The organism is Prevotella corporis DSM 18810 = JCM 8529, from assembly GCF_000430525.1.
GTDB lineage: Bacteria > Bacteroidota > Bacteroidia > Bacteroidales > Bacteroidaceae > Prevotella > Prevotella corporis.
Window position 1 is genome coordinate 41686 of sequence record NZ_AUME01000012.1, and the last position, 22871, is coordinate 64556.

Here is a 22871-nt window from a genome sequence, read left to right on the forward strand (position 1 = left end):
TATGAAGATGAATGATAATACTCGTGACTTGTTGGCAAATTTGAATGAAAACCAACGCGAGGCTGTTGAATACTGTGAAGGTCCGTCGCTGGTCATAGCCGGTGCTGGCTCCGGCAAAACGAGAGTGCTGACTTACAAAGTTGCCTATCTGATAAAGCTGGGATTAGAGCCTTACAATATTCTTGCGCTCACTTTTACCAATAAGGCAGCTAAGGAGATGAAAGAGCGGATTGCGGCCTTGGTCGGCCGTGAGAAAGCAAACCATTTGTATATGGGAACTTTCCACTCTGTCTTTTCCCGTATTCTGCGTGCTGAGGCCGAGCACGTCCAATATAATCCCAATTTTACTATATATGATGAAACTGATTCCCGATCTTTATTGAAAAGTATTATCAAAGGGTTAGAGCTTGATGAAAAGGTTTATAAACCAGCTGTTGTGCACGGAATTATTTCCATGGCAAAGAATCATTTGATTACAGCCGAGGATTATGCCAATGACAGAGCTGCATTGGAGAGAGACCGTGAGACGGGAAAACCAGCATTGGGGCAGATATATGCTGCCTATGAGGCAAGGTGCAGGCAGGCCAATGCGATGGATTTCGATGATTTACTTTTGAATACCTATCAGCTCTTAAAGAATAACGAAGATATCAGGGCCAAATATGCAGAAAGATTCCAATATCTATTGGTTGACGAGTATCAAGACACAAACTATGTGCAAGTTTCTATTGTTCAACTGCTTGCTGACAAGCATAGGCATGTTTGTGTCGTAGGCGATGATTATCAAAGCATTTACTCATTCCGAGGCGCAAATATTGACAACATCCTTGATTTCAAGAACAAGTTTCAGGAGGCAAAACTTTTTAAATTGGAGCGGAATTATCGTTCAACCCAATTTATTGTACAAGCTGCTAATTCTTTAATGAAACATAATGAACGTCAGATACCTAAGGATGTTTATTCAAGAGAAGATGAAGGGCACAAGATTGCTTATAAACCTTGTTATAGCGATAGGGAAGAAGCAATGGTTGTGGTAAAGGAGATTCAGCGATTGAGACGGAGTGATGGCCTGTCATTCGATGATTTTGCCATACTTTACAGAACCAATGCGCAGAGTCGCTCGTTCGAAGATGAGCTGAGGAAGAATGACGTCCGTTACAAAATCTATGGCGGAATGTCGTTTTACCAGCGAAAGGAAATCAAGGACATCATTGCCTATTTCAGAATGGTTGCCAATACTGATGACGAAGAGGCCTTTCGCCGAATCATCAATTATCCAACACGTGGAATTGGCAGCACTACACTACTGAAAATTGTCAATTGTGCACAGCAGAACAAGGTGAGTCTATGGAAAGTTGTCAAATCTCCTGATGTCTATGGGTTGGACATCAGTAAGAGTGTGTCGTCCAAATTGTCGGATTTCGTGATGCTTATCACGGATTTTATTAAGCAATTAGCGAAAGTCGATGCTTATGAGTTGGGTAAGGAGATCATCAAAATGAGCGGAATTTCCGCAGATTTATATAAGAGCAAAGAGCCGGAGGATTTAGCCCGACAAGAAAATTTGGAAGAATTTTTGTCGGCCATGCAAACGTTTGTGATAGAAAATCGCGAGCAGGGCAGGGGGGAGGAAACCTATCTTACCGACTTTCTTCAAGAGGTAGCGCTCTATTCAGACCAAGATAGTGACGATGATGACGCTCCGAAGGTCACCTTGATGACAATTCATGCTGCAAAAGGGTTAGAGTTTCCAATCGTTTTTATCGTTGGAATGGAGGAAAATATATTCCCTATCCCCATGTCCTTAGGTTCAAAACGAGAGCTTGAGGAAGAACGCCGTTTGTTCTATGTTGCAATTACACGAGCAGAAAAGCGATGTATTATAACTAATGCCAAAAATAGATTTCGTTATGGATCGTTACAGTTCGATAACCCAAGTCGCTTCTTACAGGATATTGACAAACGCTATATTGATACCGATGATACTAATTTTTCTTCCTTTGCTTCAAAAACCGTAGGTACTGGATGGGATAGACGAGAAATAGCCGATGATTTCAGGGATTTTAATCCATATAGCCGTAATCGTGATGCCAGTTCATGGAAGCAAAATTATAATCAAAGGAAAGACAAATGGCAGAACTCCAAGCCAGTGGCAAGTCAATTTAGGGCTGATTTAAAATCTAAAGTCACAAGACCAAGAGGTTATGAGCAAGCTGTTGATCCACTTTCAAGTAGAACCAAAAGCCGTTTGCTGAGTGAGGGAGGAAATTTCAGAAAACTTTCGACTGCCTTAGCAAATGGTGGGCGGTCAAATTCATCATCTACGTCCGCTTCGGATGGGGAGAATGCCATGCAGTCAAATCATGGTGGGATCTATGAAGGGGCGACAATTGAACACCAGCGATTTGGTATTGGAATAGTTTTGAAAATAGAGGGCGTAGGAGAAAACGTTAAAGCTACTGTTGAATTTCGCAATACGGGCACCAAACAGCTATTATTGAAGTTCGCAAAGTATAAAGTTCTTTGATTTCTACTGTGGTTTGGGAGTTATCGAATCCGTTTGAGGAATCTTTCTTCCCACTGGCTAATCCATCAATAATTCCCAATTTTCGACTAAATTTAGAGGATTGATAATCAGGTAGATATCGTCATCGATTTAAGAGCATGGCTTTTATCCCTCCAAAGGTTATCTTTTGAAGGGTAATAGTTGACCTTTCGTACAACGATACATCATGTATTGATAGCCGGTAATGTTATATTAACTCAAGTTAGTTGTTAATTTTGTTGTTTTACTCAAATCCAGTCATTGGCGATGGTGGTGATTTTGTTAGCCTACCGAATGCCGACAAGCAGATAGGAAATGACGGAAAGCGGTGCTGTCAATATTGTATAGTGAACTTTCAGATTCAAGTCCGACTTTAGTTTTATAGGATTATTATCTGCCACACAGCATTTTGTATGGACAATATTCACATGTTTTTATCTTAGTTGTAGGCCTGAAAGGGACCTCTATATTGAATATCTCTTCTAACTTTTCGATTAATAATGGATAGAATTCATCTGCATATTCGGTTGCATTCACGATTTCATTTCCTCCAAGTGATAATACTGGGGTGTAGTCTTCGCCACCTGAATGTTGAATGAACAGAAGAGCTGGGCTGACTGGTTGATGATGCTGATTATATTTCTTGTCGTCGGTTGTTTCTATAATACTGTAGAGCATTGCCTGAAGGGTATAGTCGCTTTTCTTTTCCAGTATGTTGTCAGGATTGAAAATCTCATCGACGCTTTTTAATTCTTTTGCGACCTTGTTTCCTGTCTTGTAATCAACAACGCGAAGCCTTGATGAGGGCGAGTTCAGGTCTATCTCATCCAATCTGTCAATTCTGCCACCAATTGACAGTTGTTTCTCCTTGTCTTTTACTTTGATGGTAATTTCCTTGTAAACATCAAACTCGTGTCTGATAACTCTCATAGGGGCAGTTTTCATATCCAATTTTAGGAGTCGTCTTAGATATTTCTCGATGACTTCGCGGTTTATGATTTGTAATCCGTTTAGTTTTGGATGTTTCTTCGTTCCTGGTTTGAATTGGAAAAGTTCCCGTGCGAATGCCTCTGTGATGACACTGTCTAACGTTGCGTTGCCATTGGTCTCTGTCATCGATTGAGCTGATTTACCAGTTTTCAGAACATACTCTATGTTTTCCTTTGTTATCCTTTCCTTGGGTAATAACTGTTCGTACATCAGCTGTGCGGCACAGTGGAAGATGTTACCAAAGATTCTATTGTCGATATCGTCTTCATCGTTGTCGATAGGTTCTGACAGACCAGTAATATATTTGTAGTAGAATATCAGCGGACATCTGAGGTAAGAATTGATAGCAGTGGGAGAAAAGTACGATATTTGATTTAGTTTTTCCTCGACAATGCTGTCTTTCTCAATGTCAACCGTGTTCCATTTCATCGGCTCTTGTCCTGCTTGTAGCGCAAGCCGTTGTATGGGCTGATTCAATTCTACCAACAGCTGTAGCATGAAACGGCTCATTTCCCCTGTTTTGCTGCCTTGTGTTGAATTATTATAAAGAATCGTTACGTCCTTGGCTCGCTGCAATATGCTATGAAAGTAATAGCTGTAGATAGATACTTTGTTGTCGATTGTGGTCAAACCGTAAGCTTTTCGAATGAGGTGCGGTATGAACGAAACATCATCGACTCCCTTTGGCATATTCCCTTCGTTGCATGAGAGTAGCAGCACGTGGTCGAAATCGAGGTTTCGGGTCTCCAGTACTCCCATGACTTGAACGCCCTTGGCTGGTTCTCCATGAAAAGGTATGCTCGTCGAGCTGATTAACTGTGAAAGTAGGCGCCTGAAGACAACGAAATCGGCTATTAAGTCGCCTTGTTCCATTAACTCTGAAAGGCGATTGAGCAGAGTGTACATCCTAAAAGTAGATTCTTGGAAAAGTGGATTGCCATAATCGGCGCCATTGGTGGCTATTGTCCGCGTAAGTTGAGCTAACCAACTTACAAGTTCGTTCATGTGGGATTTATCGTGTGGGATATGTCTGAAAATGGAGTTGTCGCTTGTCTTGATATAGAATTGTTTTGTTTCATTGAATTTTTGGAGCAATTCCTCAGCTTCATCAGTGATGTACTTACCATAGGGATGTCGCAAAATCCTGTTGACATAATGCAGTTTAAAGGCGTTTTCCCTGACAGAATATCCGTCAGTTTGCAATGTTATGAGTTGAGAAATCATCGATGAAATGGGAGCTTGTTGGAGTGGAAATCCAGTTGTTACGTTGATTGAGTCCACCTCTGGCGGTACACAGTGTATCACTGTCTTGAGCAAATTCTCATCGCACATCACAATGGCTGTTCTTTTACCATCCTTGTATCTGTTGTTTTCACGGAGCCATTCTGTTATGTATCTTGCCTGAAGATTCTCCGTAGGAGCGGAGATAAATTGGATATCCTTCTCTTTTTCAAAGCAGTCGTACAGTGGGTTGGCGCGATTCTCCAATGAATTTGGGAAGATTTCGAGCCAGCGCTTTATATAGACACCCGCTTCATTGAACCCTTTAAAGTAATAGTTGTCGTAATCCCAATAAAATTGAGCCTTGCCCTCTTTCTGAAGTGAAGCGAACAATTTCTGTTCAACTTTCTGTAGGACATTGAATCCAATGAAGAGGTATTGGTCGTATTGGGATGGAATGTTGTCACTCTCAATAACTTCGCGGTAAAGCATGCCTTCGTATGCCAACCCCTGTCTGCTAAGCCTAGCCTTGAAGTCGTTATAAACGTCGTATAGCTTACTCCACAGTGTGATGAATCTCTCTCTTAAAATACTGGTATCACCAGTAAAATTGGCAAAAAAGCGCTGCAGTTCCTCTTTCTGGTGGTCCGAAAGATAATCTATTGTGTCAAGTTCATGAATGTTCTGAACGTTGCTAAATAGCTGTTTGGCATCAGCCATGTTCTTGTCAATGTCGTCAAAATCAGCCAGTAATAGTTGTCCCCAACCATAAAATTCGTCAAGATCTTCGTTTCGTCCTGTGATAGAGGTGTAACTCTTGTATAAGTCACAAAGGCTTTTTATAGGATCAGCAACGGTCAAATTCGATTGCTGTCTGAACAGTTCGGAAATGGTGATGTAGGCTGGACTCCATATTGGTCCATCGGCGATTTTTGCCAATTCCTGATTCAAGAAAAGTGCAGCTCTCTTGTTTGGAAACACAACGGCTATGTGTGCAAGGTTTGTTCCGAACCTTTCTATTAAATCATTTGCTATGTTTGATATAAAAGTGTTCATTGTCTAATTTGAATGTGTAGCTTGGTTAAAGTTTTACTTCAGCGATGTTTCCGTTCATGACGTACCACAAGAAACCTTTAATATTGGCATGTCCCATGTCTGCCAATAATTGCATATATCTCTTGACTTGTCGCTTATATTCTTCTCTTTCTTTTCCAAATTTAAAATCGACGACAATCATTTCGTTGCCGTCCGTCATGACACGGTCTGGACGATGCTCCAAAGTTTCATCTGCGGATGGATCATACTGAAGTATTGTACATTCATTGAATAGTGTCCATCTGTCTGAAAACCAGTCTCTGACTTGTGCTTTCTGTAGAGCAAAGTCTATTTTCTTTTTCAACTTTTCAATCGTTATTTCATCATTATAGATAATACCCTCTTGTTCAAGCTCGTTCAATTTGCCAGGAATATCGTCTAATGAATAGATGGTCGAAAACAGTTCGTGAAGGATGTTTCCGGTTTTAATGTACTTGTTCTTGTCTGAAAATTCTGTGTCTTCTCCGCAAACAAATTCATGGCTTTTATTGCTTTGTCTGAACTCAACAGTGTGGGGGAATGTTTCTATTTTTATATGTTTGGTTTGGATTGAAGCAAGGAAAGGATTGAGTTCCAACTTCTTTGTCTTTTTATCAGAATTCTCCAGTTCATCGTCAATGATCTCTAACGTGCCGTATTCAAAATGTATTGGCTCTTTCTCAGAATCTGGGATTTTTAAAATCGCGTCTTTCAAATCTTTGGTAATATTTTCCAGGCAAAGCTCAATGCCTTGAGAGCGGTTGTTCGTGGTAAGATTGTTCTCTTTTTCTTTCAATGTCTTGGCACTCATGCGTTTTCCTGATACGAATAAGTTCTTGCCAGCACGGGTAAATGCTACATAAAGCAGATTTAGGTTATCGATTGTGTTCTGAAAATGCTCGTGCTGGTAGTCGCTCTCATAAACTGTTCCTTTCATTGCATTCTTTGAAAAGTCAATGGGGACGATTGGTATCTCGTTGAATGGAGCTTCTTTACCAAACGTGTCACACCAAATTGTGTCGTTTTGTTCCAATGTCCAGTCACAAAAGGGAATTAGCACATTATCGAATTCCAATCCCTTGCTTTTGTGGATTGTAATAAGACGTATTCCTTCAATTTCATCACTCTGAATAGTCTTTGACGAAAATGTGTTTTCCCATTCTTTGATAAAATCATCAATATCTGCGGAATTATCCCGTAAATATTCATTGAGCGTGTCGTAGAAAGTACAAATATAAGCGCTTTGACCCTTTAATGTGTCAAGATTAAAAAGGGAAAACAGATGGTCAACCAAGTCAAGTAGGGGCATTTCCAAAAGTTTCTCACGTTGTTCAATAAATTCTTTTGGAAGGGACTCGTTAAATTTTGATATTTGTTTCTGGGTGTTTTCTATTTTAAGTTTTGCTTTATCTACCTCTGACATTTGTCTGCCAGAAAGGAAATTAAGAGTAATTAATGTTTCGCTGTCGGTCGTGCCTCGCTCCAATACCTTTTGTGTGTACATTTTGACAAGTTTTCCTCTTGTCAGCAAGTCATTGGGGTGGGTCAGAAGGTGAAGAGCATCAATCAAAATATTTACCGCCAGTGAGGCATCGAGGCGGAAAGCCTCGTCGGAAACGATGTTAATTTTGTTGTCAAACTCTCCGATAAGAGTATCGGCAATATCCTTGATAACCCCCTTCGATCGTACAAGAATTGCGATGTCTTTTTGTTGATGGCCTGTTTCCAATAATTCCTTAACGTTATTGCTCAAATGTTGCAGGATATTTTGTTGATATGTTTTTTTATCCTCTGGTAAAAGGTCAATCCTTATACACCCTTTATTTCCCTTTTTATGTGCGATTTGTTCAACATCAGCGTAGGCTTCTTTCAGAATTTCCGCCTCTTCAAGTCCAGAATTCTTCAATTCGTCGGTCGTTATATTAACTAAATTTTTGAAGATTGCGTTGTTAAAATTGATAATTCTATCCTCAGACCTATAGTTATGTCTTAGAGTTTTCAATTCTAATATGTTTTCAGGGATCACATTTTCAATGTTATTAAGCAGTTGCCAGTCGCCTTGTCTCCAACGATAAATACTTTGTTTTATATCGCCAACAATTAGACTGTGTGAGTTTGCTTGGGCGATACAGTTATCTAATAAGATTTTGAAGTTATCCCATTGTATAGTACTGGTGTCCTGGAACTCATCAATCATAATGTGTTTGAGTTGTGCTCCAATCTTCTCGAAGATAAAAGGTGTGTCAGAACCGACCATTAGCTCCTTCAGTAGCGACTGGGTGTTGCTTAACATGAATCTATTTGACTCTTTGTTTATCTCGTTTACAGTATTGGAAATAGCATTTAAAAGTCGTAGCTGTGATAAGTGTGCTAATGTTAGGCTGATAGACTGGTATTCCTTCCAGTTGTCAAGTCTCGATGCTTCAAGTTCTTTTAGTTTTTCGCAGAGACATGAAGATGCTAAGTTTATGATGACTTCCTTTTCAATTGTAGGACATTTGGAACTTACCCACTTATCAGAACTTTCCATACAGGATTGTATGTAAGATGGAGAAGTCTCGTTTGTTAGTTTCCCTTTGGCCCTTTTTTGAAAATAACCATATAACCAGCGAGTGAAAAAAGACGGATGATCAACATTTGCATTGCTAACAATACTTAATATTTCTTGCGAGATGCTGTTCATGTTTTTTTGAAGCAAATTCTTTCTTTTTCTAAGTTGAGATGTGTAAATATTAAAGAATTTCTCATCCCTGAATAACTTTTCAAGTGCTTTCTCGTGTGTTTTATAAAAATCTTTAAAAATGTTATTCCCAAACTTTTTAATCTTATAGATAACATTCCATCCATTGTCTTCTTCTATGTTCTCATCTATATAATCACGAATCCATGTCAATACTTGTTGACCTTTTTCCAAATTTTCGATGAGTTCGTCAACAGCCTTACTTTCTATCTGCTCATCGTTCAAATCGATTCTTAGGTTGGCTGTGAGATTCAGTTCGTGGGCGAGATTACGAAGAACATGTTGAAAGAATGCATCTATAGTCTGAATCCGAAGGTCATTATATTTATGGATTAGCAATGATAATACAATCTGTGCATTAGACCTAATGGTTATATTTGACAATCCTGTTCGTTGCTTGACTTGCTCCAAATAATCTTTTGATGATGACAGATTATTGGCAATGCCGTATAATTGCGACAAGATTCGCATTTTCATCTCCTGTGTTGCTTTATTTGTAAAAGTAACAGCCAATATCTTTCTATAGTCTTCAGGTTCCTTGATGAGAAGGGAGATGTATTCAACAGCCAAAGTAAAAGTTTTGCCTGAACCAGCTGAGGCCTTATATACGGTAAGAGGATTGTTCATGAGATAGTTATTTCTAATTTTGATTGTAAAGGTAGCCAATAAATTTGAATTATTGAAAAAATGTAGGATTATAAATCGTTTGTCAGTTTGAGTTGCTGTATTTTGAAAGTATGGAGTGAAAGCCCCTTTTTCCTTATCTTTTTATATAATAAGGAATAAAAAAGAAAAAACAATGGAACTTACACATTTGCAAATTTCGGAAATTATTTCGAATTACGCAAGCAGCAGCTAGGGTATTGAAACCCTTCATTCTTTAATCATGAACTCCCTAATGTAGAGATATTCTGTAAATCCTAACTAATTGTTTGTCAGTGTAATATGTTATTATAAAACCCCCGAAAGACCCATCACGGGCAAAAACGGGGGAAAATCTCAAAAAAAAATCGCTGTAAAGATACAAAAAAATCTGATATAACACCAGCTTTGCCCTTTACAGAGTTTTATATTTTATAAACTTATCGTGAAAGCTTTGTAAAAAGTGAACTTGGACGTATCCATTGCCAAATCCCTCTAATGGAGTTGGCAATTGAGTATACTAATTGCACTCAAAAGTGTAAGCGAGGGACGAAGTCTTTTTTTTTCACTAGAGTGGGAATCGCTCTCATGTTCCTCAAAACCCAACAGAGGTCTATCTTACGACGGTCAGATAGAGATGCTCAATGGATGCATTATTCATAAGTTGATGTTCTGTGGTGTGTTCATAAACTCTTCCTCTACATCTTTGATAGGAAGTTTATAAAGGTCATACGCAAATCGTCTTGCAAAAATTCTTGACATTGATAGCCTTCAACACATATTGTACGACAAATGGAAAAACAGCCTTAAGAACAAAGCTCTGTGTCTGACGGATGCGACTTGCTATGAGGGTGACTTGCACTCTCCGACAGATAGCAAACTGCTTTTAGAGTTCCAGGCAATAGCTTTACGACCGGCTCGTTTTTCGAGAGCATACTTATTAGAGCGTGTTCCAAGAAGCAAGTACGATGATGTTTTCAAGTCAGAATTGTTTATTCCAAATATCGTCATGTGCTTAGCGAAAGGGTGCTACTCTTTTTCGGCATCTATACGGCAAATGCTGTCATCCTTGGTACAAAGCAAATGTCACAAAACACGAAGAAAATGTTTAACGAAAGTCAAGGTAATTTTAAGATTCCATAGTCAGTTATGGAAGGGGTAAGTGTGTCCATACATCTTTTTATTTCAGATTATGAGTGAAAAGTACATCATGTTCTTTTCTAAGAACCTTTTCAAGGCAGAGTACATGACATTTGACTACCTATGAGGATTTACAAAAGAGAATTAGCTGAAATTTCTTATATAGGTATAATACCTATTTGTGCACTCTGGCAACTTATTTTTTTTGGTGGTTTCGAGGAATTATTATATCTTTGCATACTCATAGAAACAAGGAAATTACAAAGTTAGATATATGGCAAAGAAATTCACCGAACACAATGGCTTGAATTTGGTAACGACCAACAATAACGTGTTGGCAGAGTGGATGAAGAACGACATCTTCCACAAGAGTATCGAAGAGCGTGAGGGACAACCGCAGTTCATCTTTTTTGAAGGACCACCTTCGGCAAACGGGCATCCCGGTATTCACCATGTATTGGCACGTTCCATCAAAGATACTTTCAACCGCTACAAGACTATGCAGGGCTTTCAAGTTCACCGAAAGGCTGGATGGGACACACATGGACTACCCGTAGAATTGGGGGTGGAGAAAGAATTGGGCATCACCAAGAAAGATATTGACAACCAACAGTCGGAGAAATACATCTCTACAGAGGAATACAACCATCGCTGTCGGGAGAACGTCATGAAGTTTACTGCGGAATGGCGACAGCTTACAGAAAGGATGGGATACTTCGTTGATTTGGATCATCCCTACATTACTTATGACAACAAGTATATAGAAACCTTGTGGTGGCTGCTCAAACAGCTCTACAACAAGGGGCTGCTCTATAAGGGCTACACCATACAACCTTATTCACCGGCTGCCGGGACGGGGCTTTCAAGTCACGAACTCAATCAGCCGGGTTGCTATCGTGATGTGAAAGATACGACCGTTACGGCACAGTTTGCTATCCGTGAAGTTGATTGGCAGACGCTTATTACAAAGAAAGGCATCGCCACCAACGCATGGGGAAAACCATCGCTCGTGGCATGGACTACCACGCCTTGGACTCTTCCGTCGAATGTGGCACTTTGCGTAGGACCAAAAATCGACTATGTGGTTATCGAAACCTATAACCCTTACACCGCAACGAAAGCCACCATCGTTATGGCAGAAAGCCGGGTGGCAGCCTATCTCAAGTTGGAAGGTGAGATTTCCGACGGTGGCGACTTGCCGGAATATCAGCACGGAGACAAGTATGTGCCTTATCGGGTGATTGGAAAGCTCAAAGGTACAGACCTTGAAGGCATTCACTACCAACAGTTGATGCAGTGGATCAAACCTGTTGAGAAGGTGGGCGAGTCCGCACCTAAGTTTGTTAATGACTATGCTGCGACTCATTCCGACAAGGTTTTCAGCAGCGAAGATGGCAGAGACCGCTTTGTAGAAATGGAAAGTGAGGCTTTCCGTGTCATACTCGGCGACTATGTAACGACGGAAGACGGTACGGGTATCGTACACATTGCGCCTACTTTCGGTGCCGACGATGCCAAAGTGGCAAAAGATGCCAATATTCCGTGTCTCTATCTGATTTCCAAGAAAGGTGAAACACGCCCAATGGTTGATCTTCAGGGCAAGTATTATAACATCGAGGAGTTGGATGCCAACTTCGTAAAGACTTGTGTGAATAAAGTTGCCTACGGTCGCCATGCAGGCGATTATGTGAAGAACGCTTACGACCCGAAGTTTAATGTGGATGGGGTATGGGACAAGAAAGCAACTGATAAATCGGAAGACCTCAACATCATTCTCTGTCTTGAAATGAAACAGGAGGGTACGGCCTTCATTATTCAGAAACACGTTCACAATTATCCACACTGCTGGCGTACTGACAAGCCCGTCCTTTATTATCCTTTGGATAGTTGGTTCATCAAGGACACGGCAGCAAAGGCACGAATGGTGGAACTGAACAAGACTATCAATTGGCAACCAGAATCTACCGGTACTGGACGTTTCGGCAACTGGTTAGAAAATCTTAACGACTGGAACCTGAGCCGTTCGCGCTTCTGGGGAACGCCGCTGCCGATATGGCGCGACGACCAGCGCAATGAAAAATGTATCGGATCGGTAGAAGAACTCTATGAAGAGATAGAAAAATCGGTGGCTGCGGGCGTGATGAAGTCAAATCCTCTCAAAGAGCGTGGCTTTATTGTGGGCGACTACAGTCAGGAAAATTACGATCGCATCGACCTGCATCGTCCGTATGTGGACGAAATTATGCTGGTTAATGACAACGGAGAAGCAATGCACCGTGAGGATGATCTTATCGACGTTTGGTTCGACAGTGGTTCCATGCCCTATGCACAACTCCACTATCCGTTTGAAGGCGAAATTGCTGAGGAGGGGTTAAGGCAGACGGGAATGAGCGAAGCCGAATATCGCAACCAACTTGTTCATTCCACTTACAAGGGAAGGGCAGTACCACCAGCATTCTACCCGGCAGACTTTATCAATGAGGGAGTAGATCAGACGCGCGGATGGTTCTTCACGCTCCATGCTATCGCAACTATAATTTTCGACTCTGTGGCATTCAAGAATGTCATTTCCACAGGACTTGTGCTGGACGCCAAAGGCAACAAGATGAGTAAGCATGTGGGCAATGTAACCAATCCGTTCGAGATGATGGAGAAGTACGGTGCAGATCCTGTGCGCTTCTACATGATGACTAACAGCGAGCCTTGGGACAATCTCAAGTTCGATCCGGAAGGAGTGGACGAGTGTAGGCGCAAGTTCTTCGGCACCTTATATAATACTTACAGCTTCTTTGCCCTCTATGCCAATGTGGACAATTACGAAGCACCAGCATTGGAAGACGGGAAATCAGTGTTAGGCGAAGCAGCAACTGAGATCGACCGATGGATAATCTCTAAACTCAATTCGCTTGTGAAAGGTGTAACCGCCGAATTGGAAGGCTACGATCCCACCAGGGCAGGCAGACTTATCGATGCCTTTGTGAACGATGACCTTAGCAACTGGTATGTCCGTTTGAACCGCAAACGTTTCTGGGGAAAGGAAATGAGTGCCGACAAGAAGAGTGCCTACGATTCGCTCTACCAATGTCTAATGACTGTTGCTAAGTTGATAGCACCGTTTGCACCGTTCTATGCCGATGAACTCTATCATGATTTGGGCGGGAAAATGGAGAGCGTACATTTAGACAAGTGGTGTGTTGCCGACGAAACAGCCATCGACCTCGATTTGGAGGCACGCATGGGAATGGCACAGAAAATCACGTCGATGGTGCTTGCATTGCGCCGAAAGGTGAACATCAAGGTGCGTCAGCCACTTGCACAGATTATGATACCTGCTGTTGACGACAAACAAAAGCAGCACATACATGCCGTTGCTGACCTTATCCGGAACGAAGTGAACGTGAAAGAACTCAATTTTGTGGAAGGACAAGGCGTGCTGGTAAAGAAAGTGAAGTGCAACTTCCGTGTAATGGGTAAGAAATATGGCAAGCTGATGAAAGATGTTGCCGCTCGCATGAACGCACTTACGCAAGAGGAAATCGCACAGTTTGAGGATACCGGCAAGTTTTCTTTTGATCTATCAGGCGAGGCAATAACCGTGGATGTGACCGATGTGGAAATCATCTCTGAGGACATTCCCGGGTGGTTGGTCAGCAACGAGGGCAATCTCACAGTTGCACTGGAGGTAGAACTCACTGACGAACTGCGCAAGGAGGGCATGGCGCGTGAACTGATCAACCGCATTCAGAACATCCGCAAGGAGACTGGTTTTGAGATAACCGACCGCATCATCGTCACGCTTGCACCGAATGAAGAAATCAACGGAGCAGTAGAGGCATTCGGCGAGTTGATAAAAACACAGGTCTTGGCAAATGAAATCGTTATTGCCGACAACAATGGATCCGAGATTGAATTCGATACATTCAAACTTAACATACAAGTCAAAAAAGCATAAAAGCCAAAAAGTGAGCTGAACGTCAAGTCATGACGGCTTGTTGTTCAGCAATCACTTTTGAAATAAGCGACTGTATTTAAATTATTAATAACCTAACACTTTAATTTCTATGGAAACAAAAAAGCGTTATAGCGATGAAGAACTTGAAGAGTTCCGCATCATAGTCAATGAAAGATTAGAAGTGGCAAAGTCGGATTATGAAGAGACCATGAAGGTACTCATGAATAAGAACACAAATGACATTGACGACACTTCGCCAACCTACAAGGCATTGGAGGAAGGTAGTTCTAACCAAACAAAGGAGGAATTGGTGCAGATGGCACAGCGGCAGCAGAAATTCATCCAAGGATTGCAGGCTGCGTTGATGCGCATTGATAATAAAACCTACGGAATAGACCGCATTACCGGCGACCTTATACCGAAGGAAAGATTGCGGGTTGTGCCACATGCTACATTAAGTGTTGCGTCAAAGCAAGCCAATAAAGATCATTAGGATGGTTATAATTATAAGGACTATGTTACAATAGTTTCTGTACTTTAGATAATGAGTAGAAGAAATAAAACAATTATTACTTGCTTAGTAATCATTCTGCTTTTAGTTATCGATCAGATAATAAAGATAACTGTTAAACTCAATATGAACCTAGGAGAATCAATTGAAGTATTCGATTGGTTTCGCATAGAATTTATTGAGAACGCAGGGATGGCTTTTGGCATGGAACTTGGGAGTAAGCTGTTTCTAACTCTTTTTCGGATACTGGCAATTTTCGGTCTGACATGGTATATCTGGAAAAAGATAAAGACAGGGGCACGCTTTGGTTTTATAATTATACTTTGTATGATTTTTGCGGGCGCAGCTGGCAATGTTGTTGATTCTTTGTTTTATGGAGAGATATTCTCAACATCACATCCATATTACATGAATCTTCCTCCTGCACATTTAGTTCCTTGGGGTGAAGGTTATTCGTCCATGTTAATGGGAAAAGTAGTAGATATGTTTTATTTCCCAATATTTCGTGGCTCATTCCCAGAATGGCTTCCTATTTGGGGAGGAGAAGATTTTTTATTTTTCTCCGCTATCTTCAATTTCGCAGATGCTTGTATAAGTGTAGGTTTTTTCATACTTCTCCTTTTCTATCGTAAAGATTTCAATGGGTACATACCTAATGTTAATGAAATTCAAGAAACGAAGAGTTCAATAGCTGAAAATTAAACTAATATGGCAAATTTGAAGAATGTCTTGTCAGCTTCTGTTTTGATACTGATATTTCTATTAGTGTCATGTAAGCCGACTATCCCTTCGGAATATATTCAGCCAGCAGATTTGGAGGACATTCTATATGACTATCATATTGCAATGTCTATAGCCATGCAGAAAGGAAATACCCCTTCAGAACAGAAGACATATAAAATGGCTGTTTTGAAAAAACATGGGGTTACAGAACAAGACTTTGAGCATTCATTGCAGTATTATTTGCGACATACCGAAAAACTTCATAAAATTTATGAGAACTTATCCTTGAGATTAGAAGCAGAAGCACGTACTCAAGGTATTTCTGAGAATGATCTCAATCAATTTGGTAGCTCGATGGCTCAGGGGGATACCGCTGATGTTTGGAACAAATCGAAATCAATGGTATTATCTCCTTTTGCCCCTCGCAATTATGAACCATTCGTTATTGAAGCTGACACTTCATTCCATAAAGGGGATAGACTTTTAATGAATTTCAATTCAAAATTTATTATCCAAGATGGTGTTCGTGATGCTGTATTTGTTGTAACTGTTGTTTTTAAAAACGATAGTATCTCATCTCAAAGTTTCCATATAAGTTCAGATTCCTATCAGTCATTTAATCTTCTGAATGATGGCAATTCTGAAATAAAGTCGGTTTGTGGCTATTTTTTAATGCCTAAGCCAGAACAGATTACTTCAACATTTAAATTGTTGATTCTCACAAATATACATCTAATAAAGATGCATATAAACAAAAGTGAGCAGAATAATTCTGATTCACTTTCTAATAATGAGTCGATTAGAACTGTTGGAGGAAGCCCAGTTAAGAAGAACCTGAAGTTATCTCCGAGTGATACAAGTATGAAATTGCAACAACCTTTGCACAAAGCGATGAAGGCACGGCATATAAATGAAAGGGCATTGCCATGAATCGTTATGCAGCAAATCGTGTCGTTGTAGGGCCAAAAGTTTTTTTGCCGGGAGTTGTAGAAGTATGTAACGAATCTGTAACAGCCTATTATCAGTTGACTGAAGAGTTGGCTAAAACCAAATGGTTGGTTGGAACTATTCATGTTTCGAAAGAAAATGAAAACTTGCGCGCTTACTGGAATAATCTTCTTTTAGTATAAATGCTAATCCTGTTATAACTTACAACTGACATGAATTTTTTTTTAGGACTATTTTTAACAGTATTGTCTTTTGGTTCTCCGGTTCACATACCAGTAGAACTTGCGGGTAATTTTGGCGAACCCCGTCCTAATCATTTTCATGGAGGTATTGATGTTAAAACAAACAGAGGTGTAAATTTGGGGATTTATTCCATTGCGGATGGCTATGTTTCAAGGGCCATCATTCAAAAATATGGCTTTGGCTATGCTCTTGTTATTGCTCATCCCAACGGATATTCAAGTGTTTATGTTCATTTGAATCGTTTTGCACCACAAATTGAAGCTTCTGTCAAACAGTGGCAATATAAGAATCGTCAGTTTGCTGCTGATATAACTTTTAAGCCAGGTCAGATACCTGTTCGTAAGGGTCAGTTCATTGCTCTAAGTGGTAATACCGGATCTTCACAAGCTCCGCATCTTCACATGGAATTACATCAAACTAAAACTGGTTTATTAATGGATCCACTGAATGTGGTGGGCCACGTATTGAAAGATAAGACTGCGCCGACTATTTATTCATTCAAGAGTTATCCCCAACGAGGAGAAGGTATTTTCCAACACAGTCAAGAGTCTCGTGTATATGGATTTTCAAGACAAGTATTTAAGGCCTGGGGTAAAGTAGGTTTTGGGATTTTTGCGCATGACAATATGGATTCTGTTTATAATAACTACGGTGTTCGTTATACCGAACTTTATTGTGATGGGCATTTGATTTTTTCAAGTGATGTTAACGGTATTCCTGCAAATGCGCATCCGATGATTAATACCTGGGGTGATTATGAACATTACCTTCATAGTCGCATATGGTTCTTAAAATCTTTTACAGAGCCTTTTAATAAGCTGCCAATACTGAAAAGCGATAAAAGTAGAGGAATAGTCACTTTCAACCAGATTCGAGATTATCATTTGAAATATATTGTTAAAGATTATTTTGGCAATAAAAGCGAAAGAGAATTTGTTGTTCGTGGAGAGCCAGAGATGATTGTCAGACAACCAGTCCAGAAAAGTTCTTATGCTTTGATTGTCGGACATGAAAATAAAATCATATTTGACGGGGTGAAGCTGGAAGTGGGAGACAGCTCCCTCTCTAAAAACTACCTTCTTCAACCTAAAACTTTAAATATTCCCAATGCAGTCTCGTTAGGTTATTGTTTTTCACCTACACCATTGGCTCTTTTGGGTAGTGCTACCATATATATAAAGGTACGGAAGAATGTCAAAGACCCCTCTAAATTGTTCATCGCCTCACGTCAGGATTTAAAGAATGGTCAATCCATTGTACGTTATTGTGGTGGAGAATTGAAAGACGGATGGCTCATAGGGAAAATCCGTGATTTAAATAAAATCTATAATGCCTCTTATGATAATACACCGCCGTTAATTTTGAGCAAGAGCCTTCATCCTCATAATATTGCTTTTATTTTATCTGATGATGGGAGTAATATATATAAATACGAAGGTTACATTGATGGGAAATTCGTATTATTTACCTATGGTAAAAACAAAGAGCTGATAAGTTGCAATCTGTCGGAAACACCCATTAAGCCAACTGGAACCCAACGACTTCTCCGAATTATAGTTACGGATAATAGGGGAAATTCAAATAAATTTGAATCAAGAATAATATATTGATAAAGTATTAATTTTAAATTATAAAATATGAAGAAACAATTATTGACAGTGCTTCTTGCCACATCATTTGTAGCTGCAGAAGCGTGTACAAATTTTATTGCAACTAAGGGCGCAACAAAAGATGGATCGGTATTTGTGACATATAGTGCCGATGATTATGGTTTGTTTATGAAACTGGTTCACTTTCCTGCTGGTATTCATGCTAAAGGTGAAAAGCGTGAGATTATTGATTATGACTCTGGTGAAAGTCATGGATTTATTGACGAGGCTCCCGTCACTTACAATGTTATTGGTAATATCAACGAATATCAGGTTAGTATTGGTGAGACCACGTATGGTGGACGTGAGGAGATGATAGATAAGAATGGAATTATTGATTATGGATCTTTGATGTACCTTGGACTTCAGAGAAGTAAGACTGCTCGCGAAGCTATCAAAGTTATGACCGAATTAGTTGATAAATATGGTTATAACTCAAGCGGTGAGAGCTTTACCATCGCTGATCCCAATGAAGTGTGGATTATGGAAATGATGGGTTGTGGTGGCGATGCTAAACAGAAAGTTGTTTGGGTGGCTGTTCGCATCCCTGATGGTATGATATCGGGACATGCCAATCAGGCTCGAATCGGCCAGTTCTCGACTTATAACACAGAGGTTATCACTTCTAAAAATTGTATAAAGTTTGCTCGCTCAAAGGGATGGTTCACAGGCACGGATAAGGAATTCAATTGGAAGATGGCTTATGATGCTCCCGATTTTGGTGGCCGTCGTTTTTGTGAAGCTCGTGTATGGAGTTACTTCAATCACTTTACAGATATGTCAAAGTGGCTGCCGTGGGCACTTGGAAAGGACCCTAATGCAGAGGATATGCCACTATGGGTTTCTCCCAATAAAAAAATTGAAGTGAGCGACATGCAGAATAGTATGCGCGATCATTATGAGGGAACCGCTTTAAGCATGAATGAGGACCTTGGCCAGGGCAACTGGGATATGCCATACAGGCCTACACCATTGCAATTTGAATACAATGGAAAGAAATATTTTACAGAGCGTCCGGCCTCTACTCAGCAGAGTGCATTCTCTTATGTTTGTCAGCTTCGTTCCTGGTTGCCACGTGAGATTGGAGGTATTATTTGGTTTGCCAACGATGATGGCAATATGTCGCCTTATGTGCCAGTTTATTGTAGTTCAACAGTACAGCCAGAATGCTTCAATACACCTGGAGCAGACGCTGTAACCTTCTCAAATAAAAATGCCTTCTGGGTATGCAATTGGGTTAGCAACATGGTTTACCCACGTTATTCACAAATGTTTCCCTCTTTGAAAGAGGTACGAGATTCCTTGGACAACTCTTATTTTGCAAATCAGATGAAGGTTGAAGCAAAGGCACAGGAAATATATAAGAGTAACAAGGCTGCTGCGGTTAAGTATCTCAATGATTATTCTATTACAAAGGGTGAAGAGATGATCAATAGGTGGAATAAGCTTGCTTACTATCTTATTGTCAAGTACAATGATATGGCTGTTAAGCCAGAAAAGGATGGCAAATTTGAACTTACTCCAAGCGGTTTCGCAGCAAGCCCACAGCGTCCGGGAATGAGTCAGAATGCTCGTAAGGCTTTGGCTGAACAGACTGGCGAACGTTTTGTCATGCCATCTGAATAAAAGTATGAGAGTTTTCCATAATTAATGGAAAAGTAAAATTCGGCATAATGGACAACTGGAGCTTTTCATCTTCCAAATCTCCATTATGCCTCAAATGATAAAATAAAAGACCGTTTCAAAACTCTTTCCGGGTTATGAAACGGTTTCTTATTATCGATGGAGAGTGGCTTGCAAATACATCAGCCGCCTGGCATCATCGTTTTAATTGATTTTCTCCCCATTATATTATAGACCTAAGCCTTTCGCAGCCTCCTTAGCTGCATCATTGATGGCCTTATTTGCCTTTTTACCAGCTTTGTTTGAGGCATCATTAAGTTTCTTTGTAGCTTCATCTTTTGCCTCATTTATCTTTTCCTGAGCGTTCTTCTGAACTTTTGCTTGTGCGCTCTTCACAGCTTCCTTAGCATCTTCGGCCTTCTCAGCGCCATTTTCCATTCCCTCTTTTGCATTGTTAAGTGCAGCTTCACCTGCATCCTTAACGTTTTCCGCGGCATTTGTCAAACCACTTAAAAGTGCATCAGGACTTGCTGCAGATACAGCCGTCACTGCGCTATTGAGTGCGTTTGAGATTGTTGAATTACCTGCATTGGCAACAACTTTCTTTAATCCTTCTGCGTTTGATTTGAGCCATACCTGAAGTTTTGTCAAATATTCTTTTGCCTTCTCTGGATTGTTCTTTGCCATCTCTACTGCCTTTGCCTTAGCACCTTCTATGGTTGCAGCAATGCCACTTGCATCATTAGCATCAAGTTTTTCAGCCAATTGACTGGTAAGAGCTTTGACGTCTTCTGGAATATCTGCAGCAACAACCTTTGTTGAGTCTGTTGACATTTCTGTAGAGTCTGCTTCAGCATTTGCTGATGGTTGGGTCTTGTTTCCGCAACTTGCAAAAGTCATAGCTACTACGACCGTTGCCAATAAAAATAATTTTTTCATAATCTTTCTCTATTAATTAATAGTCAAGTCAAAGTTAAAGAAATATTTCTATGTAAAAGCATTTATTTGTAAGTTTTAACCTAAATCGGTCGTAAGAAAAAGATTCTTGGCATTTTCTAATGTTCGATTGGGATTTAAGTTCCGCATGTCGTAGGTTCGAGATGAGCATAACGCTTCTTTTTTAAGGACCATTATTTCAGGTTTTGAGTGAAAAGCACTTCAAATTCTTTTCCATGAAATTTTTTCAGGGAAAAGTACATGACATTTGACTGCCTATGAGGAGTTGTAAAAGGGAATTAGCTGAAAGTCCCTAATTAATCTTTTATACTATCAATCGTTCCTACTGCCATTTCAATATTATCTATTTCATGACCTTGTCATATAAAGTTTTGTAGTCCTTAGCAACACCGTACACTACATTATTATTCTGACTGATGGCTTCAAAGTGACGGGTGGCACATTCGAGTTTGGCATCTTCAGCACCACGAAGTTTTGAACGTTGCCATTCGTTACCCTTGGTCTCAGCAACAAAGTAGATATGCTTTACTGTCCCCTCGTTGAAAGCAATTGCCCAGTCGGGATTGTAATGTCCCATCGGAGTGTTGATATAGAAGCCACGAGGCAACTTGGTATATACAGCCACATCTGTTTCTTTTTCTAATGATTCGGCAAAGTGTTTTTCCACGCCCTCGCTATCTACCACCACAAGGTCATAAAGCGATTTGGTGCTTTCTATAGCATTGATACCAATCTTTCCACGCAAGGTATCCTCAGTAAAGATATCCACATCGTAGGTGTTATTCGTGCGCTCGTAGTAAATTTTCTGTACCACTGCCATTGCTTTTTCATCGTTAATGATATTGCCCACCTTACGGATAAACTCTTCTGGATTCATCTTAAATTGATGGAACGTTGTCGGCTTAATACCTTTCAGAATGGCTACAATCGTTTTACGGGTCAGTCCCGTGGCTGCCACAAGCCTACCTATCAAGTCGTATGCCACACCAGCTCCCACCGTCTCACGTACATGGTAGGTGCGAGCAATGTCTTGCACCATTGCCGTGACAGCTTCGAGCGATTCCTTATCGCGAATATTATCCATACGTCCTTCTCCTACGACAAGGCGAATCTCTGTTACACTGAGATGCTTGTCAATAGCCTCTATTGCCTTACGTCTAAGATCTGAAGTTTCAAAGTCCACCTTATAATATATAATATGTCTTCACATTGATATGTTTCCACAGCTCCTGAAATTGCTTCTTCTTGAATTTCTCCTCTTGGAAGTTAGCTTCCTTTGGTTTACGTCCATCCTCTATCTTGATAGTTTGAGGATTGAACACCCTGTCCAAAGTTTGTATAATACCAGCTTTAACAGACTCAAATTGTTCGCCAAAACAGAGTGTCTCAGGGTTTTGAAATTGATAGCCATGCGCAGGCGCCGCCCGTCTTTCTCCACCGCTATCGTCTCTCCTTCGTGATGTTTATCGCTACCGTCTAACACTTCTGTAAAGCATGAGGGGGCAATCTGGTAGAGTGCTTCCAAATTTAGTTTGTTGCCATTGGCAGATGTAGTTTCTATTCTGATAGGTTTCATCATATCGCAAGTTCAACATAGAACTGCAATCCCAAGTACGGGTGTAGCTTAATAATCTATACCTGAAAACACCGAGGGGGTTGGGGGCGAGCAGCCCCCATGAGTGGAAAAATCAGCAAGCAATGCATAAAAATGAAAAAGGGAGACCTCTGTCTCCCAAAGATTAATTAAATTTGCATTGCTATGTACAAACAATTAACCTCGGAGCAAAGGTACACAATTTCTGTGCTACTCCAAAACGGAATGAAACAAAAAGACATTGCCAAAGCGATAAATGTAAGTCCAAGTACAGTGTCACGTGAAATAAGACGTAACAGTGGGATTAGAGGACACTACA

At 40.4% G+C, this 22871-nt stretch carries 13 protein-coding genes and 1 pseudogene; 9 read left to right on the plus strand and 5 right to left on the minus strand.

From position 1 onward, the window contains the following. Positions 1 to 7 precede the first annotated feature (7 nt). The gene (locus tag H515_RS0104040; RefSeq protein ID WP_154653637.1) at positions 8 to 2527 is read left to right on the plus strand and encodes an ATP-dependent helicase; all 2520 of its coding nucleotides are present in this window, start codon (positions 8 to 10) and stop codon (positions 2525 to 2527) included. A gap of 408 nt (positions 2528 to 2935) precedes the next feature. Here H515_RS0104040 and H515_RS0104045 read toward each other — a convergent pair whose 3' ends face one another. Together H515_RS0104045 and H515_RS0104050 are read right to left on the minus strand one after the other, a co-directional pair. Beyond that, positions 2936 to 5812: a PD-(D/E)XK nuclease family protein gene (locus tag H515_RS0104045; RefSeq protein ID WP_025875714.1), complete on the minus strand. Its 2877-nt coding sequence runs from the start codon at positions 5810 to 5812 to the stop codon at positions 2936 to 2938. A gap of 25 nt (positions 5813 to 5837) precedes the next feature. Further along, the gene (locus tag H515_RS0104050) at positions 5838 to 9197 is read right to left on the minus strand and encodes a UvrD-helicase domain-containing protein (protein WP_025875712.1); all 3360 of its coding nucleotides are present in this window, start codon (positions 9195 to 9197) and stop codon (positions 5838 to 5840) included. 1429 nt (positions 9198 to 10626) lie between these two features. On the opposite strand from H515_RS0104050, the gene ileS reads away from it, so the two are divergent. The 7 genes from ileS to H515_RS0104085 all read left to right on the plus strand — a co-directional run bounded on the left by ileS (position 10627) and on the right by H515_RS0104085 (position 20004). Further along, on the plus strand, positions 10627 to 14304 hold the full coding sequence (gene ileS / locus H515_RS0104055) for an isoleucine--tRNA ligase (protein WP_028901618.1): 3678 nt from the start codon (positions 10627 to 10629) through the stop codon (positions 14302 to 14304). 109 nt (positions 14305 to 14413) lie between these two features. After that, entirely contained in the window at positions 14414 to 14797 is a 384-nt protein-coding gene (locus H515_RS0104060; protein ID WP_025875710.1) for a TraR/DksA family transcriptional regulator, read from the plus strand. A gap of 51 nt (positions 14798 to 14848) precedes the next feature. Beyond that, the gene (locus tag H515_RS0104065) at positions 14849 to 15517 is read left to right on the plus strand and encodes a lipoprotein signal peptidase (protein ID WP_025875708.1); all 669 of its coding nucleotides are present in this window, start codon (positions 14849 to 14851) and stop codon (positions 15515 to 15517) included. A gap of 6 nt (positions 15518 to 15523) precedes the next feature. Continuing rightward, a complete protein-coding gene (locus H515_RS12950) occupies positions 15524 to 16468 on the plus strand; it encodes a DUF4296 domain-containing protein (protein ID WP_036891490.1) in 945 nt (314 codons plus the stop codon). Next, positions 16465 to 16668: a hypothetical protein gene (locus tag H515_RS0104075; RefSeq protein WP_028901619.1), complete on the plus strand. Its 204-nt coding sequence runs from the start codon at positions 16465 to 16467 to the stop codon at positions 16666 to 16668. The genes H515_RS12950 and H515_RS0104075 overlap by 4 nt, the downstream gene beginning before the upstream one ends. Positions 16669 to 16698: 30 nt before the next feature. Continuing rightward, entirely contained in the window at positions 16699 to 18339 is a 1641-nt protein-coding gene (locus H515_RS0104080) for a M23 family metallopeptidase (protein WP_025875704.1), read from the plus strand. A gap of 27 nt (positions 18340 to 18366) precedes the next feature. Next, positions 18367 to 20004: a dipeptidase gene (locus tag H515_RS0104085; protein WP_025875702.1), complete on the plus strand. Its 1638-nt coding sequence runs from the start codon at positions 18367 to 18369 to the stop codon at positions 20002 to 20004. Positions 20005 to 20229: 225 nt separating this feature from the next. Here the strand turns inward: H515_RS0104085 and H515_RS14790 are convergent, their stop codons facing one another. From H515_RS14790 to H515_RS13725, 3 genes and pseudogenes are all read right to left on the minus strand, one after another. Then, positions 20230 to 20940, minus strand: a complete 711-nt coding sequence (locus H515_RS14790; RefSeq protein WP_025875700.1) for an ATP synthase subunit B family protein — start codon at positions 20938 to 20940, stop codon at positions 20230 to 20232. Between the two features lie 361 nt (positions 20941 to 21301). After that, a pseudogene (locus tag H515_RS12960) lies at positions 21302 to 22343 on the minus strand (restriction endonuclease); the annotation flags it as partial. Continuing rightward, complete coding sequence (locus H515_RS13725; protein WP_028901620.1) at positions 22253 to 22537, minus strand: hypothetical protein; 285 nt, start codon at positions 22535 to 22537, stop codon at positions 22253 to 22255. The pseudogene H515_RS12960 and the gene H515_RS13725, both read right to left, overlap by 91 nt. A gap of 180 nt (positions 22538 to 22717) precedes the next feature. On the opposite strand from H515_RS13725, the gene H515_RS13915 reads away from it, so the two are divergent. Then, the coding region (locus tag H515_RS13915; RefSeq protein WP_154653638.1) for a helix-turn-helix domain-containing protein at positions 22718 to 22871 on the plus strand (154 nt) is incomplete at its 3' end.